20 protein-coding genes and 2 pseudogenes are annotated in these 26,907 nt (G+C 72.9%); 4 read left to right on the top strand and 18 right to left on the bottom strand.

Features of this window, described 5'->3' with window-relative positions; translation table 11 throughout:
* Positions 1–43: 43 nt before the first annotated feature.
* From N6H00_RS13440 to pcaH, 6 genes are all read right to left on the bottom strand, one after another.
* The gene (locus N6H00_RS13440) at positions 44–970 is read right to left on the bottom strand and encodes a carbohydrate ABC transporter permease (RefSeq protein WP_268971892.1); all 927 of its coding nucleotides are present in this window, start codon (positions 968–970) and stop codon (positions 44–46) included.
* Positions 970–2,238 carry an ABC transporter substrate-binding protein gene (locus N6H00_RS13435; protein ID WP_268971891.1) on the bottom strand — a complete coding sequence of 423 codons (1,269 nt, stop codon included), beginning with the start codon at positions 2,236–2,238 and terminating at the stop codon, positions 970–972. Before N6H00_RS13435 ends, N6H00_RS13440 begins: the two co-directional genes overlap by 1 nt.
* A gap of 87 nt (positions 2,239–2,325) precedes the next feature.
* Entirely contained in the window at positions 2,326–3,543 is a 1,218-nt protein-coding gene (pcaDC, locus tag N6H00_RS13430) for a bifunctional 3-oxoadipate enol-lactonase/4-carboxymuconolactone decarboxylase PcaDC (protein ID WP_268971890.1), read from the bottom strand.
* Positions 3,544–3,676: 133 nt separating this feature from the next.
* Positions 3,677–5,020, bottom strand: coding sequence for a 3-carboxy-cis,cis-muconate cycloisomerase (gene pcaB, locus N6H00_RS13425; protein WP_268971889.1), 1,344 nt, complete (start codon positions 5,018–5,020; stop codon positions 3,677–3,679).
* Positions 5,021–5,096: 76 nt separating this feature from the next.
* Complete coding sequence (pcaG, locus tag N6H00_RS13420) at positions 5,097–5,678, bottom strand: protocatechuate 3,4-dioxygenase subunit alpha (protein ID WP_268971888.1); 582 nt, start codon at positions 5,676–5,678, stop codon at positions 5,097–5,099.
* Positions 5,678–6,445 carry a protocatechuate 3,4-dioxygenase subunit beta gene (gene pcaH / locus N6H00_RS13415; RefSeq protein ID WP_268971887.1) on the bottom strand — a complete coding sequence of 256 codons (768 nt, stop codon included), beginning with the start codon at positions 6,443–6,445 and terminating at the stop codon, positions 5,678–5,680. The genes pcaG and pcaH overlap by 1 nt, the downstream gene beginning before the upstream one ends.
* Before the next feature lie 221 nt (positions 6,446–6,666).
* Here pcaH and N6H00_RS13410 point away from each other — a divergent pair, with 221 nt between their 5' ends.
* A complete protein-coding gene (locus N6H00_RS13410) occupies positions 6,667–7,107 on the top strand; it encodes a MarR family winged helix-turn-helix transcriptional regulator (protein ID WP_268971886.1) in 441 nt (146 codons plus the stop codon).
* Between the two features lie 4 nt (positions 7,108–7,111).
* Here the strand turns inward: N6H00_RS13410 and N6H00_RS13405 are convergent, their stop codons facing one another.
* The 4 genes and pseudogenes from N6H00_RS13405 to N6H00_RS13390 all read right to left on the bottom strand — a co-directional run bounded on the left by N6H00_RS13405 (position 7,112) and on the right by N6H00_RS13390 (position 10,469).
* Complete coding sequence (locus tag N6H00_RS13405; protein ID WP_268971885.1) at positions 7,112–7,909, bottom strand: putative protein N(5)-glutamine methyltransferase; 798 nt, start codon at positions 7,907–7,909, stop codon at positions 7,112–7,114.
* 243 nt (positions 7,910–8,152) lie between these two features.
* Positions 8,153–8,398 (bottom strand): annotated as a pseudogene (locus N6H00_RS13400) (Scr1 family TA system antitoxin-like transcriptional regulator); the annotation flags it as partial.
* Between the two features lie 186 nt (positions 8,399–8,584).
* A complete protein-coding gene (locus N6H00_RS13395; protein ID WP_268971884.1) occupies positions 8,585–9,517 on the bottom strand; it encodes an oxidoreductase in 933 nt (310 codons plus the stop codon).
* 145 nt (positions 9,518–9,662) lie between these two features.
* A complete protein-coding gene (locus N6H00_RS13390; RefSeq protein ID WP_268971883.1) occupies positions 9,663–10,469 on the bottom strand; it encodes an SDR family NAD(P)-dependent oxidoreductase in 807 nt (268 codons plus the stop codon).
* 109 nt (positions 10,470–10,578) lie between these two features.
* Between N6H00_RS13390 and N6H00_RS13385 the strand changes: the two genes are divergently transcribed.
* Positions 10,579–11,181 (top strand): TetR family transcriptional regulator, encoded by a 603-nt coding sequence (locus N6H00_RS13385; protein ID WP_268971882.1) that lies wholly within the window; start codon positions 10,579–10,581, stop codon positions 11,179–11,181.
* A gap of 545 nt (positions 11,182–11,726) precedes the next feature.
* A complete protein-coding gene (locus N6H00_RS13380; RefSeq protein WP_268971881.1) occupies positions 11,727–13,721 on the top strand; it encodes a hypothetical protein in 1,995 nt (664 codons plus the stop codon).
* A gap of 57 nt (positions 13,722–13,778) precedes the next feature.
* Here N6H00_RS13380 and N6H00_RS13375 read toward each other — a convergent pair whose 3' ends face one another.
* The 5 genes from N6H00_RS13375 to N6H00_RS13355 all read right to left on the bottom strand — a co-directional run bounded on the left by N6H00_RS13375 (position 13,779) and on the right by N6H00_RS13355 (position 20,743).
* On the bottom strand, positions 13,779–16,178 hold the full coding sequence (locus N6H00_RS13375) for a glycoside hydrolase family 3 N-terminal domain-containing protein (RefSeq protein ID WP_268971880.1): 2,400 nt from the start codon (positions 16,176–16,178) through the stop codon (positions 13,779–13,781).
* Positions 16,179–16,229: 51 nt separating this feature from the next.
* On the bottom strand, positions 16,230–17,147 hold the full coding sequence (locus N6H00_RS13370) for a carbohydrate ABC transporter permease (RefSeq protein WP_432280582.1): 918 nt from the start codon (positions 17,145–17,147) through the stop codon (positions 16,230–16,232).
* A complete protein-coding gene (locus N6H00_RS13365; RefSeq protein ID WP_268971879.1) occupies positions 17,144–18,067 on the bottom strand; it encodes a carbohydrate ABC transporter permease in 924 nt (307 codons plus the stop codon). Before N6H00_RS13365 ends, N6H00_RS13370 begins: the two co-directional genes overlap by 4 nt.
* Positions 18,067–19,374, bottom strand: coding sequence for an ABC transporter substrate-binding protein (locus N6H00_RS13360; RefSeq protein ID WP_268971878.1), 1,308 nt, complete (start codon positions 19,372–19,374; stop codon positions 18,067–18,069). Before N6H00_RS13360 ends, N6H00_RS13365 begins: the two co-directional genes overlap by 1 nt.
* A 325-nt stretch (positions 19,375–19,699) precedes the next feature.
* Positions 19,700–20,743: a LacI family DNA-binding transcriptional regulator gene (locus N6H00_RS13355; RefSeq protein ID WP_268971877.1), complete on the bottom strand. Its 1,044-nt coding sequence runs from the start codon at positions 20,741–20,743 to the stop codon at positions 19,700–19,702.
* Between the two features lie 126 nt (positions 20,744–20,869).
* Between N6H00_RS13355 and N6H00_RS13350 the strand changes: the two are divergent.
* Positions 20,870–22,257, top strand: a pseudogene (locus N6H00_RS13350) (endo-1,4-beta-xylanase).
* Between the two features lie 99 nt (positions 22,258–22,356).
* Here the strand turns inward: N6H00_RS13350 and nirD are convergent.
* The 3 genes from nirD to N6H00_RS13335 are packed head-to-tail and all read right to left on the bottom strand — an operon-like array spanning position 22,357 to position 26,893.
* Positions 22,357–22,731, bottom strand: a complete 375-nt coding sequence (gene nirD / locus N6H00_RS13345) for a nitrite reductase small subunit NirD (RefSeq protein ID WP_268971876.1) — start codon at positions 22,729–22,731, stop codon at positions 22,357–22,359.
* Positions 22,728–25,367 carry a nitrite reductase large subunit NirB gene (gene nirB / locus N6H00_RS13340; RefSeq protein WP_268971875.1) on the bottom strand — a complete coding sequence of 880 codons (2,640 nt, stop codon included), beginning with the start codon at positions 25,365–25,367 and terminating at the stop codon, positions 22,728–22,730. Before nirB ends, nirD begins: the two co-directional genes overlap by 4 nt.
* A 2-nt stretch (positions 25,368–25,369) precedes the next feature.
* The gene (locus tag N6H00_RS13335) at positions 25,370–26,893 is read right to left on the bottom strand and encodes an FAD-dependent oxidoreductase (protein ID WP_443073211.1); all 1,524 of its coding nucleotides are present in this window, start codon (positions 26,891–26,893) and stop codon (positions 25,370–25,372) included.
* Between the last annotated feature and the right edge of the window lie 14 nt (positions 26,894–26,907).

Below are 26,907 nucleotides of genomic sequence, written 5' to 3'. Positions count from 1 at the left end.
GAGGTGTGCGGGGTGCGCGTGCGCGGGTTCCGGGACGTGCGCATCAGTCCTCCTTCCGGCCCAGGCCGAACCAGCGGGCCTGCACCAGCGTCACCACGGCGATGATCAGCGCCAGGATGACCGCGCCCGCGCTGCCCAGGCCCAGGTTCTGCCCCTGCCCCAGCGCCGTGTAGTAGAGGTAGACCAGCGGCGGACGGGCGTAGGGCGGGTAGCCGCGCGCATCCGACAGCAGGTTGTAGAACTCGTCGAACGCCTGGAAGGCGTTGATCACCAGCAGCAGCACCACCGCGACCGAGGTCGCCCGCAGCTGCGGAAAGGTGATGTGCCGGAACACCTGCCACCCGGGCCGCGCCCCGTCCACCGCCGCCGCCTCGTACAGCCGCGGCGAGATGCGCTGTAGCCCGGCCAGGAACAGCACCATGTAGAACCCGGCCTGGAGCCACAGCCGTACGGTCACGATGACCAGCCAGTACCAGGGCGGCTCGGTGGTCGACAGCCAGGCGATCTGATCGGCGCCGAACCAGCCCAGTACGGTGTTGGCCAGCCCGAAGCGCACCCCGTTGAAGATCGATATCTTCCAGATCAGCGCCGCCACCACATACGAGCACGCCACCGGCAGGAAGAACACCGACCGGAAGAACGCCTGCGCCCAGCGCAGCCGGTTGACCATCAGCGCGAGCCCGAGCGAGAGCACATAGGTGGCCGGGACGATGAACGCCGTGAAGACCAGGAAGGTCACCAGGCTGTCGGTGAACGCGTCGTCGCCCAGCATCGCCGTGTAGTTGTCCAGACCGACGAAGTCCGTCGGCGACACGGTGTTGTGCGCGTCGAAGAAGCTGAGGTACGCGCTCCAGGCCAGCGGCACATAGGTGAAGAGGGTCAGGCCCAGCACGAACGGGCCGACGAAGATCCAGAACCAGAGGTGGCGGTTCTGCGGGCCCAGGAGCCTGCGTCGATACGTGCCGCGCATCAGCTCTTCTTCTTCACGCGCCGCAACTCGGCCCGGGCCTTGCGGATCACCGACCGCAGCTCGCCGTCCGGGTTGGCGCCGCCCTTGATGATCCGGCTCAGCGCGTCCTGGTAGGCGGTCCTGGCCGCGGCGGTCCACAGCAGCGGTTCGGAGACATGGCCGTGGTCGAAGGCGTAGCGCGCCGCCTCACCGGCCGCGCCCGTCCGCAGTTTGGCGGCCTTCTTGGCGAGCGACATCCGGGCGGGGATGTGGAAGCCGTAGCGGAGGGCGAAGTCCTCCTGGTATTCGGTCCTGTCCACCCACAGCCACTTCACATACGCCTTCGCCTCCGCCTTGTGCTTGGTCTTCGCGCTCACCGCCGCCCCGTACGCGCCGACCGGCACCGCGGGTGCGCCGTCCGCCCCGTCCTTGGGGAACGGCAGCACCCCGAAGTCCTCCCCCAGCGCCTTCTGCACCTGCGGCAGCGCCCACAGTCCGGACCACTGCATGGCCGTGAGCCCCTGGGTGAGGGCGGCCGGGTCCGACCAGTCGGAGGGCGCCCCGAGCAGCAGCGACTTCTCGGCGTAGAGCTGGTGCAGCTTGCCGAGGGTGCGGGCGGCGGCCGGGTCGTCGAAGCCGATCTCGCCGTCCTTGGTGATCAGTTCGAGCCCGGCGGCGTTGAGGGGGGTGCCGGCGAGGACGCCGGGGCCGCCGTCATTGCCCAGGAAGAGCCCCTTGACGTTCTTGGTGGTGAGCTTCTTCGCCGCGTCGATGAGCGCGTCGAGGGTGTCCGGGGGCTCCACCCCGGCGTCCGCCAGCAGGCTCTTGCGGTAGTAGAGCAGCTGCATGTCGATGACCTGCGGAATGCCCCAGACCTTGCCCTGGTACGTCTTCTGCTCCAGCACGGTCGGGTTGAAGTCGTCCTTCGCCTCGCTGAGCAGATCGGTGAGGTCGACCACCTGGCCGCCCTGGATCTGGTCCAGGGACGGCCCGCTGGCTTCGAAGACGTCCGGGCCGGAGTCGGTCAGCAGCGCGGCGGCGGTCTGCTGGTCGTAGTTGCCCGGCCGCCACTGCACCTGGACGTTGGCCCCGTCGAACGCGTCGGCGTACCGCCGGACCGCCTGTTCGGTGCCGGCCTCGCCGTACTGGTGGTACCACTGCTCGATCACCGGCTGGCCGGCGTGGTCGTCGCCGCCCCGCCCGGTGTTCGTTCCGCAGGCGGAGGCCAGCGCCCCGGTCAGGGCCAGCCCTCCGCCCGCACCCAGCAGCCTGCGACGGCTCATGGACATCGTGTACGCCCCCTCGTCTCCCGGTCTCCCTACGACCCAACGATCAACGATGGAGGCGGATTACGACAGAGGTGTTGCGGAGGTATGTCACCTGTCGGTATCGGAATGTGACGCAGCGTCGACACCTGCCGCCGGGTCGGCGGGTGACGCGGCGTCGATCTCGTCGAAGACCCGCTGGGCGGTGGCGAACGCCGAGTTGGCCGCCGGCACCCCGCAGTAGACCGCGGACTGGAGCAGCACCTCGCCGATCTCCTCACGGGTCAGACCGTTGGTGAGCGCGGCCCGGACGTGCATGGCCAGCTCGGTGTCATGGCCGTGGGCGATCAGCGCGGTGAGGGTGATACAGCTGCGGGTCCGCCGGTCCAGTCCGTCGCCGGTCCAGATCTCGCCCCATGCGTAGCGGGTGATGAAGTCCTGGAAGCGGGCGGTGAACGGGGTCGTACGGGCCACCGCGCGATCCACGTGCGCGTCCCCGAGGACGGCCCGGCGCACCGTCATCCCGGCCGCGTGCCGGGAGGCGTCGTCGGACGGCCGGGCCGCGCCGGCGAGGTGGGTGAGCAGCGCCCCGGTGACCGCGTCCGGCCGTTCCACGCCCGCCAGATGGGCCGCCCCCGCGACCTCCAGCAGACTCGCGCCCGGCACCGCGTCGGCGATCTGACGGGCGTGGGCGGGCGGGGTGGCCGGGTCCTCACGGCCGGCCACGACCAGGGTGGGGGCGGTGATGGACGGCAGCGCGTCCCGCATGTCGTAGTCGGCGAGCACATCGCAGCAGGCGGCGTAGCCCGCCCGGTCGGTGGCGCGGAGGTCCGCCAGCAGCGCGCGGCCGCGTGGCGTGGCCGCGAACTCCTCCGAGAACCAGGTCCCGGTCCGGCTCGCCACCATCGCCTCCGTGCCCTCCTCCCGCACCAGCCGGGCCCGGTCGCGCCAGCTCGAGGGCTCGCCGAACCGGGCCGAGGAACAGACGACGGACAGGCAGCCCACCCGGTCGGGGTGGTGGGCGGCCAGATACAGCCCGACCGCACCCCCGAGGGAGATCCCCGCGTACGCGAACCGCTCCCACCCCTGGTCGTCGGCGAGGCGCAGGACGAGGGCGGCGAGCGCCCCGATGGTGGCCGAGCCGTCGGAGGGCAGCAGCGCGGCGGGCGAACCGCCGTGGCCGGGCAGATCCCAGCGCAGCACACGGTGGTTCCGGGCGAGCGCGGGAAGCTGGGGGTCCCAGACGGCGAGGGAGGTGCCGATGGAGGGCCCGAGGATGAGCGGGGGCGCGGTGGCGGGCCCGCTGAGGTCGTAATGGAGTGGGGTCACGCTGGGTACTCCGGCTCGTGGGTGGGGTGGTGGGGCCAGGGGGGTGGGGTCATGGGTGGTCGGCGGGCCGACGCCGCTCGGGGCGGGCCAGTGGGCACGACCACCCACCGGCCCGCACCCGGCGACGAGACTTCTACGGGTGGGGCCGCTGATCGGGGCGCTGATGGGACCGCTGCTCGGGACGCCGCTGGGGCCGCGCCCCACGCTCGAGGGCACGGTCGACCAGGGCTGGGGCGGACCCCACGTACCGCGTGGGGTCGGTCAGCTCACGCAAACGGTCGGGGGGCAGCACATCGCCCAGCGCGTCCGCCAGCGACACCCCCTCCGCCGCCACCCGCCGCGACGCCTGGGTCAGCCGCTCCTTCGCACGGGCGCGGCCGACGATCGGGGTGAGGGCGGCGATGAGGCGTTCGCTGACGATCAGGCCGTCGGTCAGCTCCAGGTGTGCGGCCATGCGGTCCGGGAAGACCCGCAGTCCGCCGGTCAGCTCCACCGCGTCCCGGGCGGAGCCCCCCGCGAGCCGCAACAGCTCCCGCAGCGTCTGCCACTCGGCGTGCCAGGCGCCGGCCGGGCGCTCGTCCTCGGCGGTCAGCGAGCCCAGCAGGGTGGCCGCGAGCTGCGGTGCCTGACGGGCCGCGGCGGCCATCAGCGTGGCGCGCACCGGGTTGCTCTTGTGCGGCATCGCGGACGATCCGCCGCCGGTGCCCTCGGCCACCTCGCCGATCTCGGTGCGCGAGAGCACCAGCACATCCGCCGCCACCTTCCCCAGCGCCCCCACGGCGAAGGCCAGCGCGGAGCCGAGGTCGGCGACGGGGGTGCGCAGGGTGTGCCACGGCAAATGGGGCGCGGCCAGCCCGGTCTCCTCGGCGAACCGGGCCGGCAGCGCGGCCCCGCCGTCCCCGAAGGCCGCCAGCGTGCCCGCCGCGCCGCCCAGCTGGGCGGGCGGCCGCAGCGCCGCGAGCCGGTCACGGGCGTCCAGCACCAGCGTCCGCCAGCCCGCCGCCTTCAGCCCGAAGGTGGTGGGCACGGCGTGCTGGGTGAGGGTACGGCCGGGCATCGGGGTGTCGCGATGCGCGGCGGCGAGCCGCGCCAGCTCCGCCGCCGCGCGGTCCAGATCGGCCACGATCAGCGGCAGCGCGCGGGCGGACACCAGCATCGCGGCCGTGTCCAGGATGTCCTGGCTGGTCGCGCCCCGGTGCACATACGACGCGGCCTCCTGGTCCGTGCGGGCCACCGCCGCGGTGAGATCGGCGACCAGCGGAATGACGGGGTTGCCGCCGGAGCGGGCGCGCAGCGCCAGCTCCCGCACGTCGTACAGCTCGGCGCGGGCCGCGCCCGCCACCGCCTCCGCCGCCCCGGCCGGTGCCACCGCCCGCGCCAGCGCGGCCTCCGCGTCCAGCATGGCCTGGAGGAACGCGGTGTCGCCGGTGGCCGCCTCCACCGCCGAACCGGCCCGCACCGGGGACAGCAGCCCCACGTCGTCACCGGCACCGTCGGAACGAGCGGAACCAGCGGAACGAGCGGAACCAGCCGCACCAGCGGAACGAGCGGAACTAGCGGAACTCAAGGAAAACCGTCTCCCCTTCGCCCTGGAGGCGGATGTCGAAGCGGTACGTCCCCGGCCGGGACCCCGCCGTCGCCACCAGCGTCTCGCGGCGCGCCGGATCCAGCGAGGCGAGCAGCGGGTCGGCGGCGTTGGCCTCGGTGTGCTCGGGGAAGTACACGCGGGTGAAGAGGTGGTGCAGCAGCCCCCGGGCATGGACGCACACGCTGATGTACGGGGCGGCCGGGCCGCCCGGCGGCAGCGTACGGGCTGCCCAGTGGCCGTCCGCGTCGGTGGCGATCCGGCCGAACCCGGTGAAGTCCACGCCGTTGCGGCCGAGGAACCCGCCGTTCACCGCGTCGCGCCGCATCGACCCGGCCGCTCCGGCCAGGGAGCCGTCCGGGTCCGGCTGCCACAGCTCGACCAGCGCGTCCGGGACGGGCCGGCCCTCGCCGTCGTAGACCCGGCCGTGCAGGGTGATCGTGTCGGGGTGGCCCGCCGGGGCGATCTCGCCGCCGTCGGGGAAGGGCAGGGCGTATCCGTAGAAGGGTCCCACGGTCTGGGACGGTGTGGGTGCGAGCCTCTCGGTCATCAGCGGCCCTCCTCGATCCAGGTGGCGGACGGTCCGTCCAGCACGATGTCCCAGCGGTAGCCCAGCGACCACTCCGGCCGCGACAGCCCGTGGTCGTACGTCGCGACCAGCCGCTCCCGCGCGGACTGGTCCGTCACGGACTGGAGGATCGGGTCGTAGGCGAAGAGCGGATCGCCGGGGAAGTACATCTGGGTGATCAGCCGCTGGGTGAACGCGGTGCCGAAGACGGAGAAGTGGATATGCGCCGGCCGCCAGGCGTTCTCGTGGTTGCGCCACGGATAGGCACCCGGCTTGATGGTGGTGAAGTGGTACGACCCGTCGTCGCCGGTCAACGTCCGCCCCACGCCGGTGAAGTTGGGGTCCAGCGGTGCGGGGTGGTCGTCGCGCTGATGGGCGTAGCGGCCTGACGCGTTGGCCTGCCACACCTCGATGAGCTGCCCTCTGATGGGGCGGCCCTGGCTGTCCAGGAGCCGCCCGGAGACGGTGATGCGCTCGCCGAGCGGTTCGCCCTGGTGCTGCACCGTGAGGTCGTTGTCGAGCGCGGTGGTGTCGGTGTGGCCGAAGACCGGGGTGTGCAGCTCCACGGTCTCCGGGTCGCCGTGCACCGCCACCAGCGGCTGCTTGGGGTGGCGCAGCGTACTGCTGCGGTACGGGCGGAAGTCGCGCGACGGGTGCTCGGCGGCGGGCGCCCCCTCGGCACGCGCCTTCTCGTAGGACTCCCGTATCAGGGTGAGTTCGCCGTCGATGTCGGACTGGGTGAGAGCCATGTCTGTGGTCAGCCTTTTCGCTCCGTGGGCAGGATGCTCAGTGTGCTGATTAATTGGGCGCCGGTTCCGCACGTTGCCATCGGCGGGCCCGCGCGTCAAGGGTTTGGAGCTGGGGGAATGCTGCCTCTCGACATCAGCTCTTCCGCGGGGCAGAATCGCTCAGTGTACGGACTAATCGTGCACGGAACCGACGCAGACGTCAGAAGCCAGGAGGAGGCGGCATGGGCGGTGCGGTGGACCTGAACACGCACCCCGGGCATCTGGCCCGCCGCCTCCAGCAGGCGCACTCCCTGCTGTGGGGCGCGATGGTCTCCGAGGAGACCACCTCGCCGCAGTTCGCGGTGATCAACGCGCTGATGGAGAAGCCGGACATCGATCAGCGGACGCTGAGCGAACACGTCCACCTCGACCGCTCCACCATCGCCGACCTGGTCGCCCGGCTGGCCCGCCGCGGCCTGCTGGAGCGGGTGCGCGACCCGCACGACGGCCGCCGCAACGTCCTGCGGCTGACCGAGGAAGGCGTGCGGACCCACCGCAAGCTGGTCACCCGGACGGCCCGGATGAACCGGGTCTTCCTGGCCCCTTTGGACGAGACGGAGCGGGAGACCCTGCTGCGGCTGATCGCACGGGTGGCGGACGCGGCGGAGGAGCTGCGCGCGTAAGGGGTTACGGAGCCGGCGGCCTGGTGCCGATGACGACCGTGGCCTCCAGATCGGCGCACTCGGCCAGCCGCGGCTCCAGCCCGTCACCGGCCACGATGGCCATGGCCGAGGACGCCTGCCGCCCGCTCGTCTCGAACAGCAGCGAACCGCCCGGCGCCAGCCACCCGTGCGCGTCGGCGGTCACCCGGCGCAGGACGTCCAGCCCGTCCGCGCCGCCGTCCAGCGCCACCCGCGCCTCGTGGACCCGGGCCTCCGGCGGCAGCAGCCCGACCTCCTCGGTCGGCACGTACGGCACATTGGCGAGCAGGACGTCGACGCGGCCGCGCAGTGCGGCGGGCAGCGGTTCGTAGAGATCGCCCTCGTACACCGTGCCGCCCGCCGCCTCGACATTGCGCCGGGCACAGCGCACCGCCGCCGGGTCGATGTCGGCCGCGTACCACTCGGCCCGGCCCAGCGCCGCGACCAGCGCGGCGCCCAGCGCGCCAGAACCGCAGCACAGATCGACCACGACGGCCCCGGGCCGGGCCAGCGCCACGGCCTGCTCGACCAGGAACTCGGTACGCCGGCGCGGCACGAAGACCCCGGCGTCCACGGATATCCGCAAACCCCGGAACTCCGCCCACCCGAGGACATGCTCCAGCGGAAGCCCGGCGGCGCGCCGGTCCACCATGGTGTGGAGCGCGGCCGGGGTGGCGGCGGTGGCGAGGATCAGCCGCGCCTCGTCCTCGGCGAACACGCACCCGGCGGCGCGGAGCCTGGCGGCGACGGTGGAAAGGGTGACGAGTGAAGGTGAAGCCGACATGGGAGCCTGAAAAGCCTTTCGGGAGGTCTCAGGGTGCTCCCGGCGGCCAGCTATGCCGCGTACGTCGTGGCGGCCACGCGGCCACGAAGTGAGAGCGCCCAGCCTGAACTGGCGTTGATGGGTCTCACCTCCTCGGTGCGTACGGGTGGCGGCCACGTTACCCGATGTCCAGCGCCCGCCGGGCATCGTTGATCAGGCGCTGGGCGTCGGCGCCGAAGACGGCGGATTCGCGCAGGGTGTTCGGTACCGCTTGCGCGAGTCGTACAGCGCTTCCTGTCGCTTCACCCGGGCGCGGACCGCAGCCTCGGTGTCTCGTGGAGACCGGTGCAGGTCTGCGTTCCGAGTGAACACCGCGCGTGCGTAGTCGGCCGTCTGGAGCATGCCGGCTGTCGCTGTCTGGCGCCCGTTCTCCAGCTTGTAGATCTTGGAGTGCGGCCGGCCCAGCCGCTCGGCGAGTTGCGTACCGGTGAGCCGGCCTTCAGGACATGACGCACCGACCCCGCCCAGGCCGCCGACTGGTTCGGCGCTCAGGCCCGTGCGCACGCCGCATCCTTCGCCTCCGACCACGACCGCGCGGCCGAAACGCTGTCCGCGAAGGTCGAGGGCGCGGCCGGGGCCGTCGCGGCCGGGGAGGACGTCGCCGGGGGCTCCCTTGCCCGCAGGCGTGACCGTGACTCAGGGCGCCAACGCCCCGTACCGCACCCCCGTCAGCCGCTCGGACGCGGCCCACAGTCCCCGCCCCGCCGGGTCGCTGAGCGTCCACCTGGCGCGGGCCGAGCGGACGGGGGAGCCGCGCCACAGGCCCTGGAGTGGCGGGCCGAAGAAGTCGTCCTGGCGGACGTCCGGGCCGGTCGCCGCGTAGAGGGTGGGCAGTGCGCCCTGCTCCGCGCTCTGGGCGAAGAAGCGGTTGCCGATCTCCATGAACCGCTCGGTCGCCCGGCGGCCCTCCATCTTCGCGGCGGCGGTCTGGAGGTTGGTCGAGGCGTAGCCGGGGTGCGCGGCGGCCGCCACCAGGCGGGCGCCCGCCGCGCGCAGCCGGCGGGCCAGCTCATGGGTGAAGAGGAGGTTGGCGGACTTGGAGCGGGCGTAGGCCGTCCAACGCCGGTATCCGCGTTCCATGTTCGGGTCGCGCGGATCGACCGTCCCCAGCATGTGCATAAAGCTGGACACGGTGACCACCCGCGCCCCCGGGCCCGCCTCCAGCAGCTTCGGCAGCAGCAGTCCGGTCAGCGCGAAGTGCCCCAGGTGGTTGACGCCGAACTGGGTCTCGAAGCCGTCGGCGGTCCTGCGGTACGGAAGGGCCATCACGCCCGCGTTGTTGATCAGCAGGTCCAGCCGGTCGCCCTTGTGCTCGGCGGCGAAGGCCCGTACGGATGCCAGGTCCGCGAGGTCCAGCGGCGCGACCCGCACGTTGGCGCCCGGCGCCTGCGCCCGGATCCGCTCCGCCGCCTCGGCCCCGCGCGACTCGCTGCGGCACGCGAGCACCACCTGCGCGCCACGCCGGGCGAGCTCGCGGGCGGTGATGTAACCGAGGCCGCTGTTGGCGCCGGTCACCACGGCGGTGCGGCCGGTCTGATCGGGGATGTCGCTCGCGGTCCAGCCCTTCATCACGCGCTCCTTCGCGGTGTGCGCTACGCGCGCCGGTAGCCCCTGTGTCCGGCGACAGCCTAAGCGGGGCGCGCGGAGAGCTACAGCGGCAGCGCGAACAACTGCGTCGAACGGGGCATCCTCCCCACCGGCCATCAGGCCGTCCTCAGGCCGGGTCCGGGGCGGTGGTCGTGGCCCCCATCATCATGACCGCGCGTCGCCTGCTGGAGGCGCGGCCCAGGCTCGCCATGACGCGGTTGAGGCGGCCGGAGATGACGCTCGGTGGTGGTGTGCGGCGGTCAAGTGTCCGCAGTGCTGTGGCCACGACTTCCTGGGGTGACTGGCGTTTGGTGCCGCCGTCCGCGCCATCGGTGCCGACGACGTCGAAGAATTCGGTGTTGGTCGCACCGGGGGACAGGGCGAGTACGCGCAGCCCGGTGCCGCGCGACTCGTGCCACAGGGCCTCGGTGAAATGCAGCACGAACGCCTTGGCCGCCGCGTAGACGGCCATGTTGGGGACGGGAAGGTACGCGGCCATGCTCGCCACATTGACCAGCACCCCGGTCCCGGAGGCCCGCAGCGGCTCGATGAACGCGCGGGTGATGTCGACCACGTTGGCGACGTCAACGGAGATCTCCTCGCTCAGCCGGCGTGGGTCCTCGGTGTGGAACGGGCCGAAGGTGCCGAAGCCGGCGTTGTTCACGACGCTTGTCACGCTCAGGCCGCGCCGTGCCGTCTCCTCGGCGAGGGCCTGCCCCGCTGCGGGCAGGCTCAGGTCGAGCGGGATGGCCGTGGCCCGGATGCCGTGGGCGGCGGTGAGTTCGGCGGCCAGTTTCTCGAGCCGTTCCCTGCGTCGGGCGACGAGGACGACGTGTGAGCCGCGCTGGGCGATCCGGCGGGCGAACTCCACGCCGATGCCGGCGCTGGCACCGGTGATGAGGGTGGTCTGGCCGTGGTAGTCGACGGCGCTCACGGGCTGCTCCTGGACGGTGGTGGAGGGAATGAGTGATGGCACTGTACGCCTAAACTGTCACTCGGTGTCAATGAGGTACTGGGTGCACGAAGGGGTAGGCTGCGGTTCCATGAACGATCAGAAGGGCCGCCGGGCGGGGCTACGGGAGCGCACCCGGCGAGCAGTGCAGGCCGAGATCGTCACCACCGCGATGCGGTTGTTCCTCGAACGCGGTTTCGAAGCCACCACCATGGAGCAGATCGCCACCGAGATCGGCATCTCGCGGCGCTCGTTGTTCCGCTACTTCGGCACGAAGGAAGACATCGTGCTCGGCGACCACGCCGCACACGGAGAGGTCCTGCGGGCCGCGCTGGAGGCTCGCCCGGCCGACGAGCCTCCGTGGGAAGCGCTCCGGGCGGCCCTGCTGCAACTCCTCGAGTCCCTGCCGTACTCGGCGGAGGACTTCCTCAAGATCACCAGCATGCTCCACGCGTCGCCCTCCCTCCGGGCGCGCCAGTTGGAGAAGCGGCAGCAGTGGACCGAACTGCTCGTGCCGGACATCGCCAGACGATTGGGGGCCGCGGAGGACCTCATGACCCAGGTGCGGGCCCACGCGCTCGCCGCCTGCGCCTTGGCCTGCTCCGAAGTCGCCACGGAGACCTGGGTCCGCAGCGGCGGCACCGTCGGTATGGAACGGGCCTTCGACGAGGCGGTCGCCGCGGTACGCGGATAGGACACCGCTGTCGCCGCCGAGTTGCTGTCACCGCTGCTCCTATGCCGCGCCCGCTGGGTTGCTCGGCTCGGTCGGGTGCGGCTTTCGTCTCGCGCCTTCGGCGCCATTGAGCAGCGGCGGCGGGGGTGGGGGGGCGCGGCGCCGCCGCCGGGCGCCGGGTCCGTTGGGTGGGCGCCGGTGGCGGCTTCCGTGTTCGGCGGTCGGGGCCCCGCCGGACTGCGGGCCGGCCGCCCCTCACCCCACCCCCTAAAAAGCGCTTGATCTGACGCAACTAATTTGCCAATCAGTTTCCAGAGGGGTGCCCTACCCCCGCTGTCCGGCATCGGCCTCGGCCCCCGGCCACGGAAGCCGCCACCGGGCCCCGCCCCCACCGGCCCGGCGCCCGGCGGCGAGCGCCCGGCCCGGCACCCCCGGCCCCGCTGCTCAAGTGCGCCGAAGGCGCGAGAGGAAACCCGCACCCGGCCGAGCCGGGCAAGGCTCGCTGTCGGACCCATGAGCGAAGATCTCCTCGTGATGTATTCGACGGGGGAGACGGGGGAGGTCCGATGACGAAGACGACCGAGGCGTGGGCGGCTCTGGACGACCGTGGCGTGGTGCCCGCGCTGAGCGGGCTCATCGACGGCACGGGCATGTGGCGGCCCGGGGCGCTGGGGGCCATCGAGCGGACCGGGCGGTTTCTGACCGGGACCTGGGATCCGCCGGGCCCCGAGGGCGAGGACGGGCCCGGGATCGCGGGGGAAGGGTCATGGGTGCGGTTCATCGGGCGGATCGGGGCCGTCGCACTCCGGGCCGCCGCGCCGTCCACGCGTCCGGAGCGGCGGGAGCGGCTGCTGGCGCTGCTGGAGATGTGGGCGGAGAGCCCGTTCGCCGATCCGGGTGCCCGGCTGCGTACCGGGATCGCGGTCACCGAACGGCTCGCGGTGCGCGACGAGCGCGGGGCGGCCGTGAGCGTGGGGTGGAGCGGTCAGGGGCGGCGTAAGTTCGTCGACCTGCGGACCGGGGACGCGGAGCCGCCCGGCCTGGGGGAGATCGAGGAGGTCGCCGAGGTGCCGCGCGGCTGGGGGAGCGCGGAGCAGCTGCGGCGGCTGGTGGCGCTGGTGCGCGAGCGGGGCCCGGTCCCGTGGGACCGGGAGGCCGTGAGCCTGCTGCGGGAGCGGACGGGGCTGGGGCGCCCCGCCGCGTCCCTCGCGCTCGCCGGGATGCTGGAGCGGATGTACGTCCCGTTCCTGGACGACCAGGAGCGGGCGACGCTGCGGCTGAAGGTGGCCGAGGCCGAGGACGGTTCCTCCGAGCTGGCCCGGCTGCGCGCCGCCGGCCGTCTGGAGCTGGTGGCGGACGCGCTGCCCGACGACCCCGCCGAGCTGTGGGAGCCGGGCGGGATGCGGGGGGTGGCCGAGCGGCTCGCCGAGGCGTGGCGGGCGCGGTACGGCGCCCGGACCGTGGTGCCCGAGCGCACGTTCGACGCGGTCGTCGAGCTGGGGCTGCTGCGCGTGTCGGCGGCCGAGTTCTGTGCGGCGTTCACCGGCCCGGCCGCCGAAGCCGGGCTCAGCGCCCCGCTCGACACCTGGATCAAGAACAGCGACTACGGCCCGCTGCTCACCGACGCCCAGTGGGACATCATGCGGTTCGAGGAGCGCCTGCACTCCGTCGTGCCGAATCTGGGCTGGGTCTACGCCGCGCTTCCCGCCGGTGACCCGGTCCGCGAGGGGGCGCCAGGACTGGTGCGGCTGCTGCTCGAGCGCCTGGACCACCCGGGGCTGCTGCTGCGCGCCGGGCACCCCGCCGCCGGCTTGGGGCGTACGGCCGCCGATCTGCACGACCGGTTCGGGTTCCGGCCGTACGCGGGCCCGGAGCGGCTGGACGTCGCGAGCATCGACGACGGGCTCACCGTCGTCACGGACGGCGCGGTCGACCGCAGGGGGTACCAGGGTCCTCCCCGTCTGTACTTCCGCCCCGCGTTCTACGGCGACGACGAGCGCTCCCGGACCCTGGCGGCGGTCACCTCCGGCTTCCACCGGGAGGACCTCCCGATCGTCGAGTGGCTGCGCGGCCCCGCCTGCGCGCGCATCGTCGAGCGGATCGAGAGCGCCTCGCTGCCGGCCGGCGCGTACGAGTCGAACCCGGCGGCCTCCGCGCCCGAGGTGGTGGCGAGGGTCGCCGGGACACTGGGTATCGACGAGGACGCGGCGGCGCTCTACCTCCAGCTGCTGGCCGTGCCCGCGCCCACCGACCGGAACGTCCGCACCTGGAACGGGTGGAAGGCCCCGCAGCACCAGAAGGCGGCCGGTGTCCTGGTCGAGCGCGGCCTCGTCACCGAGGACACCCGGCCCCGGGCGGGCCGCAAGGTCTTCCTGCCGGGTGAGTGGGTCCACGCCAAGAAGCCCTACCAGCCCATGGAGGCGTGGAAGGCGGAGCTGATCGGGCTCCGGCGCTCCTACAACGGGCGGCTGGAGAACCCCCTTCCGCTGCCCACCCGCACCCTGCCCGAACTGTTCGCCCACGCCTGGGCGCTGGTGGAAAAGGGCGAGGGCCCGGCCTGACCGGCCCCGGCCCCGGGGCCGGGGCACGCCCGGTGGTTCCCCCTGATCGCCACTCGGCTATTTCAGCCGCGCCTCGCACACCAGCCGCCGCCGGTGGTCCACCGTGCGCTCGGGGCCGGTCAGCCTCAGCGGGACGGTGTGCCGTACGGCGGAGTCGGCGCTGGAGGAGGCCAGCCGCAGCTCCAGGGCGCCGGGTTCGACCACCCTCGTGCCGTCGGCCCCGAGCGGGTACGAGGCGAGGTCGGCGTGGAAGGTGAAGTGGACCTCGGCGGATTCGCCCGGCCGCAGCGGCACCCGTACGTAGCCGATCAGACGGGACTCCGGCCGGGCGATCCGGGCCACCGGGTCGTGCAGGTATAGCTGCACGACCTCGGTCCCGGCGCGGTCGCCGGTGTTGCGCACGGTCAGCCGGACCGTGGTCTCCCCGTCGGTCGGGACATCGGTGGCGTCGGCCTCGGGGCGCTCCCAGGCGAACGAGGTGTAGGACAGCCCGTGGCCGAAGGGGAACAGCGGGGTCGGGTCGATCGAGCTGGCGTCGTTGCGCAGGCCGAGCGGCGGCTGTGCGTACGTCCAGGGCTGGCCGCCGGGCGCGTAGGGGACGCTCACCGGCAGCCGGCCCGAGGGGTTGACGCGTCCGCTCAGCACCCCGGCGACCGCCGGGCCGCCCTCCTCGCCGGGGAAGAACGTCTGGACGGCGGCGGCCAGCAGCCCCGACCAGCGGCCGAGCGCGTACGGCCGGCCGGTGAACAGCACCAGCACCACGGGGGTGCCGGTGGCCACCAGGGTGTCCAGCAGCGCCCCCTGCTCACCGGGGAGTTCGAGATCGGCGGCGTCACAGCCCTCGCCCGAGGTGCCCCGGCCGAACAGGCCCGAGCGGTCGCCCAGCACGGCGACGCACACATCCGCGTCCGCCGCCGTCCTGGCGGCCTGTGCCAGCCGGCTCTCGGCGGTGAGCGCCGCCGCCCCGGCCGAGACCGCTCCGCCGGCTCCCCCCGTTCCGGCCGCGTCCCCGGCGGACGCGGCCGGGCCGGGCGCGGCGCACCCCTCGGCGTGGGTGATCCGCGCACCGGGCAGTTCGGCGCGCAGCGCGGCGAACAGGGTCGGCACCTCGATGCCCAGGGGGAGTTCGGGGTGTTCCACCCCCACATGGCGGGGGAAGGTGTAGCAGCCGAGCATGGCGGTCGGGTCGTCGGCGAGCGGGCCGACCACGGCGATCCGGGCGTCCGGGGCGAGCGGCAGCACATCGCCGTCGTCGGCGAGCAGCACCACCGACTCCTCGGCCAGCTCCCGCGCCACGGCCCGCATCTCCGGCGGATCGAGGTCGACGGGGCCCGCGTCCTCGGCGAGCGCCGGCGGGGTCGGCGACCAGTCCGGGTCCAGCAGCCCCAGCTCGCACTTCTGCCGCAGCACCCGCAGCGTCGCCCGGTCCACCAGCGACTCGTCCACTTCCCCGGCCCGGATCGCGTCCCGCAGCGGGGTGCCGAAGCAGCGCACCGCGGGCAGCTCCACGTCCACCCCCGCCGCCAGGGCGAGCCCGGCCGCGCCGCCCCGGGTGTCGGCGACCCGGTGGGCCAGCTCCAGGAAGGAGACCCCGAAGTAGTCGGCGACGACGGTGCCGGTGAAGCCCCAGGTGTCGCGGAGCAGTTCGGTCAGCAGCCAGGGGTTGGCGGCCGAGGGCACCCCGTCGATGTCGTTGTAGGAGTGCATGACCGAGCGCGCGCCCCCGTCCCGCACCGCCATCTCGAAGGGCGGCAGGACGACGTCGGCGAGTTCCCGGGGGCCGATGGAGGCCGGGGCGTGGTTGCGGGCGCCCCGCGAGGCGGCGTAGCCCGCGAAGTGCTTGAGGGTGGCGACGACCCCGGTGGACTCCAGGCCACGGACGTACGCGGTGCCGATGGTCGCGACCAGATACGGGTCCTCGCCGATGGACTCCTCCGTACGGCCCCAGCGCGCGTCCCGCACCACGTCCAGCACCGGGGCCAGCCCCTGGTGGACACCGGCCGACCGCAGCGAACCGCCGATCAGCTCGGCGGCCCGGCCCACCAGCGCCGGGTCGAAGGACGCGCCCCAGGCGAGCGGGGTGGGGAAGACGGTGGCGCGCCAGGAGCAGAAGCCGGTCAGGCACTCCTCATGGGCGAGGGCCGGGATGCCGAAGCGGTTTCCGGCGGCGATCCGGGCCTGGAGGCGGGCCAGCGCGGCGGCGCCCTCGGCCGGTTCGACGGGCGCGGTGCCGAAGGGGCGGGTCAGCTGGCCGATGCCATGGGGGAGGAGGTCGTCGAGGTCCACGGCCTCGGACACCTCGTGCTGGAGCGGGGCGACGTCCTCGCCCTCCTCGGCCTCGGAACCCGGCCATACGCTGGAGAGCTGGGCGAGCTTCTCCTCCAGCGTCATCGAGGAGAGCAGGGCCGCCGCGCGGTCCTGCGCGGAGAGGGAGGTGTCCTGCCAGGGCTGAGGCATGAAGCTCCTTGTCGGGGGAGAGCGGACGAGGGCGGCGGGGTGGGGGACGGTCTATTTGCCGCCCACGCCCATCAGGCCGTTGATCAGCTGACGGCGGGCGAAGAGATAGACCAGGAAGATCGGGACGATGGAGAGCACCACGGCGGTGAGCAGCGCCGGGGTGTCCACCCGGAACTCGCCCACGTAGTCGTACAGCCCCAGGGTCAGCAGCCGGTTGCTCTTGGACTGGGTGAGCAGCAGCGGGAAGAGGAAGCCGTTCCAGGCGTGCAGCGCCGACATCACCCCGACCGTGGAGATCCCGGACCGCGACAGCGGCACGACGAGCTGGAGCAGCACCCGGGTGGGGCTCGCCCCGTCCAGCGCCATCGACTCGTACAGCTCCTCGTCGATGTCGCGCATCGTGCCGACCAGGACCAGCACGCTGACCGGGAGCGAGAAGGCGGCCGTCGGCAGGATCACCGCGAGCAGGGTGTCGTACAGATGCAGTTTGGTGATGACCAGGTAGACCGGGATCACCACCGCCTGGGAGGGGATCGCCAGCCCCAGCAGGAAGATCTGGAAGATCCGGCGGGAGACCCGGCCGCGGGCGCGGACGACGGTGTAGCCGACGGTCACCGACAGCGTGATCACGATCGTCGCGCACACGGCGGTGACCAGCGCGGTGTTGAGGAGGTAGGAGAGGAAGTCGGATTCCAGCACCCGCCGGTAGTTGGCGAGCGTCGGATGGTCGGGCAGGGCCAGCGGACCGTCGTCGATATAGCCGTCGCGGGTCTGGAAGGTGGCGGCCACCAGGACGTACAGCGGCAGTCCGACGATGCCGAGCCAGATCAGGGAGCCGAGCCCGGCCGGATAGTTCCAGCGGGGCAGACCCCGGCGGCGGAGACGGGGGCGAGAGGCCGCCGGGGTCTTGTTCGGCGTACGGACGCCGTTCGGGGGGCGATCGTGCAGGTCGTGCAGGACGTCGGTCACATGCCCTCCCGGGTGCTGCGCATCGCGGCGAAGCCGGTGAGCCGTACCAGCAGCAGCGAGACGGTGGTGGCGACGACGACGAGGATGGTGGCGACCGCGCTGGCGTAGCCGAGGTCGAACGCCTGGAAACCGTTCTTGTACATCAGGTACGGCACGATCGTGGTGTCCGTGCCCGGACCGCCCTTGGTGAGGATCAGCACGGTGTCGAAGAAGGTCAGCGCGCCCACCACCATGATCACCGAGGAGGTGACGATGGTGTTGCGCAGCTGGGGGAGGGTGATCGCGAAGAACTGCCGTACGGTGCCGGCGCCGTCGATCGCCGCCGCGTCGTAGAGCGAGCGCGGGATGGCGCGGGCGCCGCCCTGGTAGATCAGCGTGTGCAGGGGGATGAACTGCCAGGCGGTGACGAAGAGGATCGCGCCGAAGGCGCCCTTGGAGCTGCCGAGCAGATCGCCGTCCGCGAAGCCCAGGGCGGGCCCGATGTCGGCGATCAGGCCGAAGTTGGGGTCCAGCAGCGACTTCCAGACCAGCGCGAGCGCGACGGAGGAGCCCAGCAGCGGCAGGAAGAAGATCGCCGACAGCACGGCCCGGTTGCGCTGCCGTCCGGCCGCCCACACGCCCAGCAGCAGCGCCAGCGGGGTCTGGAACAGCCAGGTCAGCACGGTCAGCACCAGGCTGAGCCAGATGGCCTGATGGGTGTCCGGGTCGTCCCACAGCCGGGACCAGTTGCTCATCCCGGTCCAGCTCGGGGTGCCGATACCGTCCCAGTCGGTGAAGGCGAGGGCGCCGACCAGGACCATCGGCGCCACGGCGAAGAAGACGAAGAACAGCGCCCCGGGAAGGGCCCAGGCGACGCCGGGCCGGCCGACTCCCGGCCGGCCGGTGCCGCGGCGCGGTGCGCGTGTCGCGGCGTGCGCCATCACATGCCCTTCAGGGCGTCGACAAACCCGGCCGGGCTGAGCTGTCCGTTGAACAGCTTCTGGACGGCGGTGTGCAGCGGCGGGGTGTACTTGGCGGGCAGCGCCTGGTCCCAGGAGAGCGTGAAGTCGGGGGCCTGCTCGACCAGCTCGTACTGGAACCGCGCGTAGTCGGGGTTCTCATGCTCGCCGAGCAGGGCGGCGGCGTCGGAGGTGGTGGGGACGTCGCCGTTGGCGATGAGGTCCTTGGAGTAGTCCTGCTCCGCCGCGAACTTCACGAACTCCAGCGCGGCCTTCTGCTTGTCGCCCTTGACCTTGGCGTTGATCGACCAGTAGTTGGTCGGGTTGCCGACGACGCTCTTGGGGTCGCCGCTGCCGCCGGGAACCGCCGGGAAGGTGGTCCAGCCCAGGCCCGACTTGGCGAACGCGGGCTGGTTGGCCTTCTGGTTGGCGTACTCCCAGCTGCCCATCAGGTGCATGGCCGCCTTGCCCTTGGCGAAGAGCGTGGAGGCCCCGTCGGCGGTGTAGTTGACCGACTTGTAGTTCTTGCCGAACGCGCCCCGGCCGACCAGGTCCTTGATGGTCTGCGCGGCCTTGAGCACCGCCGGGTCGTCCCACGCCGCCATGCCCTCGCTCACGATCTTCTGGAACACCCCGGCCCCGCCGTAGCGGTCCACCAGGTACTCCACCCACATCTGCTCGGTCCAGGCATCGGTGCCGGCCAGGGCGAACGGGGTGACGCCCGCGTCCTTGAAGGTGTCGATGAGCTTCAGCAGATCGTCCCAGGACTTCGGCGGCTTGGCCCCGGCGTCCGCGAAGACGTCCTTGTTGTAGAAGAGGATCACCGGCTGCATCCCGCGCATGGGGATGCCGTAGTGCTTACCGTCGATCGCGCCCGCGTCGAGGATCGTGGGGATGAACGCCTTCTTCAGCTCCGGATCCTTGGCCATGACCGGGTCGAGGTCGAGCAGCATGTCCTTCTCGACGAAGTCGCTGATGCTGCCGCCGCCCCAGTTGAAGAAGACGTCCGGTGCGTTGGGGGTGCCCATGGAGGTGCGCATCTTGTCCGAGTAGCCCTCACCGGGCACCTGGGTGAGCGTCACCTTGATATCGGAGGTCTTGTTGAACCGCTCGACGACCTCGCGCTGCACCTTGGTCGAGGCGTCCTGGTAGACCCACACGTCGAGGGAGCCGTCATCCGACCCGCCGGGCCCGCCGCTCCCGCAGCCGGCGAGCGCCGTACCGACCAGCAGCACGGCCGCCGCCAGGGTGGACGCACGAAGGGTGGACCTTGACCGAGGTATGCGCATCGTGTGCCTTCCGGAAGTAGCCCGATAATTCTCGGAAGCGGTTGCGTGGAAGGTATGGGGGCGCTGACGCGGTGTCAAGGGTTCACGCAACGGGCCGGCCCCGCGTCGGGGGCGGGACCCGTGCGGCGTGGGGGCGGAGCGGGCGGGTGGGCCGGCGGTGCTTTCCGGCGCGGTGGTGTGCGCCCACCTGGGGCCTCGGCCTCGGCGCCGAGGCCGAGACCCGGTCCAGGAGCGCGGTGGCCCCGGCCGCGCCGGGGGCGTGGTCGGGGTCCGGTTCGGTGCGCCGGGTGCGGCGGCCGCTGGACCGCCGCGCCCGGCGCCGGGGTCAGCCCTCCGTGGGTGGGGCCGTGCTGGCGCGGACGACCAACTGGGTGGCCAGTTCGACCCTCGGGGACTCGATCTCCTCGCCGCGCGCCTGCCGCAGCACCGTACGGGCCGCCAGTTTGCCCATGTCCGCCAGCGGCTGGCGGACCGTCGTCAGGGGCGGTGCCGACCAGCGGACCTCGGGAAGGTCGTCGAAGCCGACGATGCTCACGTCCTCCGGAACCCGCAGGCCCCGGCGGCGCAGCGCCTCGATCGCGCCCAGGGCCATCTGGTCGCTGGAGGCGAAGACGGCGGTGGGCGGGGAGTCGGCGTCCATCAGCTGATCGCAGCCGTGGAAACCGGACTCGTGGTAGAAGTCGCCCTGCGCCACCAGCGCCGGGTCGAACGGCACACCCGCCGCCTCCAGCGCCGCGCGGTGGCCGTCCAGCCGGGCGCGGCTGCACAGCAGCCGCGGCGGACCGGCGATCAGGCCGATCCGGCGGTGGCCGAGGCTCAGCAGGTGTTCGGTGGCGGCCATGCCGCCCGCCCAGTTGGTCGCCCCCACGGTGGGCGCGTCCAGTGCCGGGGAGCCGGCCGGGTCGACGACCACGATCGGTACGTTCAGCCGCCGCAGCTCCTCGTGGACCACCGGCTCCAGTACGGATGTGACCAGGATCACCCCGTCCGAGGCGCGGGCCCGTAGATTCTTCAGCCACTGCCGGGTCGAGCCCGCGCGGCCGTGGATCGCCGAGACCACCGTGCCCACCCCGTCCTGGTGCGCGATCTCCTCCACGCCCCGGATGATCTCCACCGCCCAGGGGCTGTCCAGGTCGTTGAAGACCAGGTCCACCAGGGCGGCCCGGTCGCCGGGCGCGCTCTGGCGGCGGCGGTAGCCGTGGAGCCGCAGCAGGTCCTCGACCCGGGCCCGGGTCTCGGGCGAGACATCCGACCGTCCGTTGACCACCCGGGAGACCGTGGGCACCGACACCCCGGCCTCCTGGGCGATGGCCGTGATCGTCACCTTGGGCCGGGCGCCGCCCTCGGTGCCCCTGCTCTCCGTAGCCATTTTTCCGCCTCCTCCGTTGACGGGAGCCACCCCCGCCTCTACCTTTCCGGGGCGCACCCTCGGAACCTTGCAGAAGTCTTCCGGAAAACCGGATCACACGTGAAGAGACGAGAGAGGGACGTCCCCATGCAGCTCCTGAGCTTACGCAGAGCCGCCCTCGGCCTCGCCGCCGCCGGTGCGCTCCTGCTGGGGCCGGCCACCCCGGGCAGCGCGGCCGCCGCTCCGGTGCTGCGCGACCTGGCCGAGGCCAAGGGCACCTACTACGGCACCGCCGTCACCGCCGCCAAGCTGAGCGGCACCTACGCCGGCATCGCCGGTTCCCAGTTCGGCTCCCTCACCCCCGGCAACGAGATGAAGTGGGAGTCCGTCGAGCCGAACCGTGGCAGCTACAACTGGTCCGGCGCCGACGCCGTCGTCGACTCGCCGAGGCGCACGACATGCGGGTGCGCGGCCACACCCTGGTCTGGCACAGCCAGCTGCCGAACTGGCTGACCTCCGGCACCTGGACCGCCGACCAGCTGCGCACCCTGATGACCGACCACATCACCACCGAGGTCGGCCGCTACCGGGGCCGGATCGACCACTGGGACGTGGTCAACGAGCCGTTCAACGAGGACGGCACCTTCCGGCAGTCGATGTGGTACACGCAGCTCGGCGAGTCGTACATCGCCGACGCGCTGCGCGCCGCCCGCGCCGCCGACCCCGACGCCAAGCTCTACCTCAACGACTACAACACCGACGGCACGGGCGCGAAGAGCGACGCCATGTACAACCTGGTCACGTCCCTCAAGGAGCAGGGCGTCCCGATCGACGGCGTCGGCTTCCAGGGCCACCTCATCCTCGGCCAGGTGCCGTCCACCCTGCAGGCCAATCTGAAGCGGTTCGCGGACCTCGGCGTGGACGTCGCCGTCACCGAGCTGGACATCCGGATGCGGCTGCCGGCCACGGACGCCGGACTCGCCCAGCAGAAGGCCGACTACAAGGCCGTCACCAGCGCCTGTGTCGCCGTCACCCGCTGCCAGGGGGTGACGGTCTGGGGCTTCACCGACTCCGACTCCTGGATCCCCGACGTCTTCGACGGCCAGGGCGCCGCCACCCCGTACGACGAGAGCTACCAGCCCAAACCCGCGTACTACGGTATCGCCGAAGCCCTCGGCTGGACCGGCGACGACGGCGGCGACCCGGGGCCCGCCACGGGCTGCGCGGTCACCTATGCCGTCACCAGCCAGTGGAACACCGGCTTCACGGCGAACGTCACCGTCAAGAACACCGGGACCGACGCCATCAGCGGCTGGCGGGTGGCCTGGTCCTACCCCTCCGGCCAGCAGGTGACCTCCGCCTGGAACGCCACCGTCACCCAGACCGGCTCCCAGGCCACGGCGGTCAACGCCGCGTACAACGGCACGATCGGCGCCGGCGCCTCGGTGTCGTTCGGCCTCAACGGCAGCTGGGCGGGCGCCAACACCGCGCCCGGCGCCTTCACCCTCAACGGGACCGCCTGCACCACCGGCTGAGCCCCCGCCTCCGCCCGGACGGGGCCCCCGCCGAAGGGCGTGTTCGCCGCGGGGCCGGCCGGCTGTGCGGGTGAAGCCGTCCAGTGCGGGCTGCTGGTCTCACGCGACCTGCGCTGACACCGCGTCCTTCGTACGGGCCGCGTACGCCTGGACGGTGACCGTCTCGTCGTCCAGGCAGCGCCCCGTCTCCAGGTCGAAGCGCTGCTTCAGCAGCGGCGAGGCCACGAACGGCCGCCCGCCCGCCGACCCCAGCAGCCCCCGCGAGAGGACGTAGGCGCCGGTGAACGGGTCGCGGTTGCCGATCGCGTACGGCCGTCCCGCGCGGTCCAGGAAGACGGCCACCTGGGTGCCGTCCGGCAGCAGGGCGGCCACTCCGCGCCCGGGGATCAGGTCGGTCAGCTCGCAGACCGCGAACCACCGCTGGTCGATGAGGAGTTCCACGCGGACCGCGGTCCGCTCGGGTGCGATGGTCATCGGCTGGCAGTCCCTTCGAGAGTACGGATGGGGAGGGTCGGACCGGACAGCACCGTCAGGTCCGGCTTGACCTGGTCACGCTCGGGCACGAACTTCACCGTCGGGTCCGGCGCGTCGGGCGCGTTGACGAAGGAGACGAAGCGCCGCAGCCGCTCCGGGTCGTTCAGGGTCTCGGCCCACTCGTCGCGGTAGCCGGCCACGTGGTCGGCCATCATCGCCTCCAGCTCGGCGCACAGCCCCAGCGAATCGTCGACCACCACCTCACGGACGTGGTCCAGACCGCCCTCGATCCGCTCCAGCCAGGCCGAGGTGCGCTCCAGACGGTCCGCGGTGCGGATGTAGAACATCAGGAACCGGTCGATGAGCCGGATCAGCCGCTCGTCGTCCAGGTCCTGGGCGAGCAGATCGGCGTGGCGCGGATCGGCGCCGCCGTTGCCGCCCACGTACAGGTTCCAGCCATTGGAGGTGGCGATCACGCCGAAGTCCTTGCCGCGCGCCTCCGCGCATTCGCGGGCACACCCCGAGACGGCCGACTTCAGCTTGTGCGGTGCGCGCAGCCCCCGGTAGCGAAGCTCCAGGTCGATGGCCATCCGGACGGAGTCCTGCACCCCGTAGCGGCACCAGGTCTGCCCCACGCACGACTTCACGGTGCGCAGCGCCTTGCCGTAGGCGTGGCCCGATTCGAACCCCGCGTCCACCAGCCGTGCCCAGATCCGCGGCAGCTGGTCCACCCGGGCGCCGAAGAGGTCGATCCGCTGACCGCCGGTGATCTTCGTGTAGAGCCCGAAGTCCCGGGCCACCTCGCCGATCACGATCAGCTTCTCCGGGGTGATCTCCCCGCCGGGAATCCGGGGCACGATCGAATACGACCCGTTGCGCTGGAGATTGGCCAGGAAGTGGTCGTTGGTGTCCTGGAGCGCGGCCTGCTCGCCGTCCAGGACATAGCCGCTGGCGCCCAGGGTCGGGGCCAGCGAGGCGATGATCGAGCCCACGGCGGGCTTGCACACCTCACAGCCGTCGCCCTGCCGCGCCTCGTCACGGCCGTGGCTGTCCAGCAGCCGCGCGAAGGTGGTGATGCGCAGGGTGCGGACGATCTCGTACAGCTCGGCGCGGGTGTACCCGAAGCAGCCGCACAGCCCCTTGTCGACGCTGACCCCGCTCGCCTCCAGCTCGTCGTTGACCAGCGAGGTGAGCGCCTTGACGCAGCTGCCGCAGCCGGTGCCCGCCTTGGTGCACTTCTTCACCTCCGGGACCGTGGTGCACTGGTGGTCGGTGACGGCCGAACGGATCGTGCCCTTGGTGACGTTGTGGCAGTTGCAGATGACCGCCTCGTCCGGAAGCGCGGACGGCCCGAGGGCGGCGGGCGCGCCCAGCCCCGCCGGGAGCACCAGCTGCTCGGGGGCGACCGGCGGCACCGAACCGGTGAGTGGCCGCAGCATGCCGTACGCCTCGGCGTCGCCGACCAGCACCCCGCCGAGCAGGGTGCCGTCGGCGCCGACCACCAGCTTCTTGTAGACGCCCGCGCGGGAGTCGGAGTAGACCACGTCCAGGCAGCCGTCGGCGGTGCCGTGGGCGTCGCCGAAGCTGGCCACGTCCACGCCGAGGAGCTTGAGCTTGGTGGACGTGTCGGCGCCGGTGAACCCCTCGGCGGCGGTGGCGGCGATCTCACCGGCCGTGATCTCACCGGACGCGATCTCACCGGCCGCGACCTCGGCCATCTCATAGCCGGGCGCCACCAGCCCGTACACCCGGCCGTCGGCGGCCAGCGCGCATTCGCCGATCGCGTACACCGCCGGATCGCTGGTGCGGCACCGCTCGTCCACCGCGATCCCGCCGCGCTCGCCGACCTCCAGACCGCAGTCGCGGGCCAGCTGGTCGCGCGGGCGCACCCCCGCCGAGAAGATCACGAGATCGGTGTCGATGGACGAGCCGTCGGACAGCGCCATGGCGGTGACCGCGCCGTCGTCGCCCGTCGTGATCTCCTTGCCGCCGACGCCGGTGTGCACGATCAGGCCCATGTCCTCGACCGTGCGGCGCAGCGCGGCGCCACCGCCCTCGTCCACCTGGATGGCCATCAGCCGCGGGTTGAACTCCACGATGTGCGTGGTCAGCCCGAGCCCCTTCAGCGCCCCCGCCGCCTCCAGGCCCAGCAGCCCGCCGCCGACGACCACGCCGGACCCGCAGTGCTTGGCGTACTCCTCGATCGCCAGCAGGTCCTCGATGGTGCGGTAGACGAAGCAGCCGTCGCTGTCCTTGCCGGGCACGGGCGGCACGAACGGATACGAACCGGTGGCCAGCACCAGCGTGTCGTAGCCGACGGTCAGCCCGGAGCGGGCGGTCACGGTGCGGGCGGCGCGGTCGATGGACTCGGCCGGGTCGCCCAGGTGCAGCTCGATACCGTGCCGCGCCATGAAGCCGTCCTCGACGAGGGAGAGATCCTCGGCGGTGCGGCCGGAGAAGTACGAGGTCAGCTGGACGCGGTCATAGGCCGGCCGGGGCTCCTCGCAGAACACCACGACACGGGCGGTCTCGGTGACGTTCCGGTCGACGAGCGCCTCGAGGAACCGCTGGCCGACCATGCCGTGGCCGACCAGCACGATGGTGGGGGCGGCCGGTTCGGACTGGGGTGCGCTCATCGTCAGGAGCCTCCATCGTTGGTCAGCAGGTGGAGCAAGGGGGTGGAGGGGAGCGGCTCGTCGCCCTCCCAGGTACGGGCGAGCGCGCCGACGGTGCCGAGATCGCCGAGAAGAATGCCGCCGACGAGGCGGTCCCCGCGGACCACGACCTTGCGGTACGCGTTGCGGGTGGCGTCCGTGAGGTGGACGACGTCGTCGCCGGGGGCGGGGGTGGGGTCGCCGAAGGCGGCGAGGTCGAGGGGGCCGGGCGCGGGCCGGCCGTCGGCCACCGGGGCGGCCGTCCCGGCGACCGCGGGGGCGGGGCCGGACGCCGCGGTGAGCGTGAGGCGGGTGAGCGCACGGGTGCCCGTATAGCGGGTCGCGGTCCCGTCGCCGCCGGGTGCCACCCGGTGGCCGGGGCGTGCCCGGCCACCGCGGGGAGGTGCCCCCGCCGGGGAACGGTGGCCCACGACCCGGTCCGCGGCAGCGGGCTGCGGGGCGGAGTCCCGGCGGGGGGCCAGGGGACGGAGCCCCCTGGTTCCGGGAAGGGGCGGGGCGGGGGAGAGCAATCGCGCCAGCACATCCGCCTGCTCCTGCGCCGCGCCCGCCAGGCCGTAGACCACACCCTCGTGCTCCGCGCAATCGCCGATCGCGAAGATCCGCGGGTCACTCGTGCGCAGCTCGTCGTCGACGACGACGCCGCGCGCCACCTCCAGCCCGGCGGCCCGCGCCAGCCCGACCCGTGGCCGGACCCCGCACGCGAGCACCACCAGATCGGCCTCCAGGGCGTATCCATCGGCCAGCTCGACGGCGCTCACCGCACGCCCGCGTCCGCGTCCGCGCCCGCGCTCGGGCTCGCGTCCGTCGCCGGCCGGCTCCGTGGGGCGGGTGCGCAGGCCCCGGACCCGGCATGCGGTATGGACCTCCACACCCAGCGCCGTCATATGCCGCCGCAGCAGCCGCGCCGCGCCCGGGTCCAGCTGGCGCTCCATCAGGTGCTCGCCCTGCTGCGCCAGGACCACCTGGGCGCCGCGCTGGGCCAGCGCACGGGCGGCGGAGACGCCGAGGAGTCCGCCGCCGATGACGACGGCCCGCACCCCGGGCCGCACCGCCGCGCCGAGGGCCAGGCAGTCGTCCATGGTGCGGAAGGCGCGGACGCCGTCCGGCAGGTCGTGGCCGTCCGGCTCGAACAGGCCGCGCAGCGGCGGCAGCACCGGGTTGGAGCCGGTGGCCAGCACCAGCGCGTCGTACGGCACGCGGCGGCCGTCGTCGCACAGCACCTGTGCCGTGGCGCGGTCGACGCGGACCACCCGCACCCCGCCGAGCCGCCGCACCCCGGCCGCCGGCGCGGGGAGGGCGATGACCTCCGGGGCGTACCGCCCGGCGAGGACCTCGGCGAGCAGCACCCGGTTGTACGCGGGATGCGGCTCCTCGCCGATGACCGTGACGGCGGCCGGGCCCGCGCCATCGGCCGAGCCACCGCTCGCGCCCGCGGCCAGCTGCTGGGCCAGCCGCGTACCCGCCATGCCACCGCCGACGATCACCACACGGCGGTGCGGGC

It is taken from the genome of Streptomyces sp. S465 (assembly GCF_026898115.1).
Classification (GTDB): Bacteria; Actinomycetota; Actinomycetes; order Streptomycetales; family Streptomycetaceae; genus Streptomyces; species Streptomyces luomodiensis.
This window is presented reverse-complemented; position numbering and strand designations above follow the sequence as displayed.

What these genes read in the sequence shown, in the direction of transcription:
- N6H00_RS13410 (WP_268971886.1), top strand. Translation starts at nt 6,667, where the DNA reads ATGGGCGGTGCGGTGGACCTGAACACGCACCCCGGGCATCTGGCCCGC.
- N6H00_RS13440 (WP_268971892.1), bottom strand. Translation starts at nt 970, where the DNA reads ATGCGCGGCACGTATCGACGCAGGCTCCTGGGCCCGCAGAACCGCCAC.
- N6H00_RS13375 (WP_268971880.1), bottom strand. Translation starts at nt 16,178, where the DNA reads ATGCCTCAGCCCTGGCAGGACACCTCCCTCTCCGCGCAGGACCGCGCG.
- nirD (WP_268971876.1), bottom strand. Translation starts at nt 22,731, where the DNA reads ATGACCATCGCACCCGAGCGGACCGCGGTCCGCGTGGAACTCCTCATC.
- N6H00_RS13365 (WP_268971879.1), bottom strand. Translation starts at nt 18,067, where the DNA reads ATGGCGCACGCCGCGACACGCGCACCGCGCCGCGGCACCGGCCGGCCG.
- nirB (WP_268971875.1), bottom strand. Translation starts at nt 25,367, where the DNA reads ATGAGCGCACCCCAGTCCGAACCGGCCGCCCCCACCATCGTGCTGGTC.
- N6H00_RS13380 (WP_268971881.1), top strand. Translation starts at nt 11,727, where the DNA reads ATGACGAAGACGACCGAGGCGTGGGCGGCTCTGGACGACCGTGGCGTG.
- N6H00_RS13385 (WP_268971882.1), top strand. Translation starts at nt 10,579, where the DNA reads ATGAACGATCAGAAGGGCCGCCGGGCGGGGCTACGGGAGCGCACCCGG.
- N6H00_RS13355 (WP_268971877.1), bottom strand. Translation starts at nt 20,743, where the DNA reads ATGGCTACGGAGAGCAGGGGCACCGAGGGCGGCGCCCGGCCCAAGGTG.
- N6H00_RS13405 (WP_268971885.1), bottom strand. Translation starts at nt 7,909, where the DNA reads ATGTCGGCTTCACCTTCACTCGTCACCCTTTCCACCGTCGCCGCCAGG.
- pcaH (WP_268971887.1), bottom strand. Translation starts at nt 6,445, where the DNA reads ATGGCTCTCACCCAGTCCGACATCGACGGCGAACTCACCCTGATACGG.
- N6H00_RS13395 (WP_268971884.1), bottom strand. Translation starts at nt 9,517, where the DNA reads ATGAAGGGCTGGACCGCGAGCGACATCCCCGATCAGACCGGCCGCACC.
- N6H00_RS13360 (WP_268971878.1), bottom strand. Translation starts at nt 19,374, where the DNA reads ATGCGCATACCTCGGTCAAGGTCCACCCTTCGTGCGTCCACCCTGGCG.
- N6H00_RS13435 (WP_268971891.1), bottom strand. Translation starts at nt 2,238, where the DNA reads ATGTCCATGAGCCGTCGCAGGCTGCTGGGTGCGGGCGGAGGGCTGGCC.
- pcaG (WP_268971888.1), bottom strand. Translation starts at nt 5,678, where the DNA reads ATGACCGAGAGGCTCGCACCCACACCGTCCCAGACCGTGGGACCCTTC.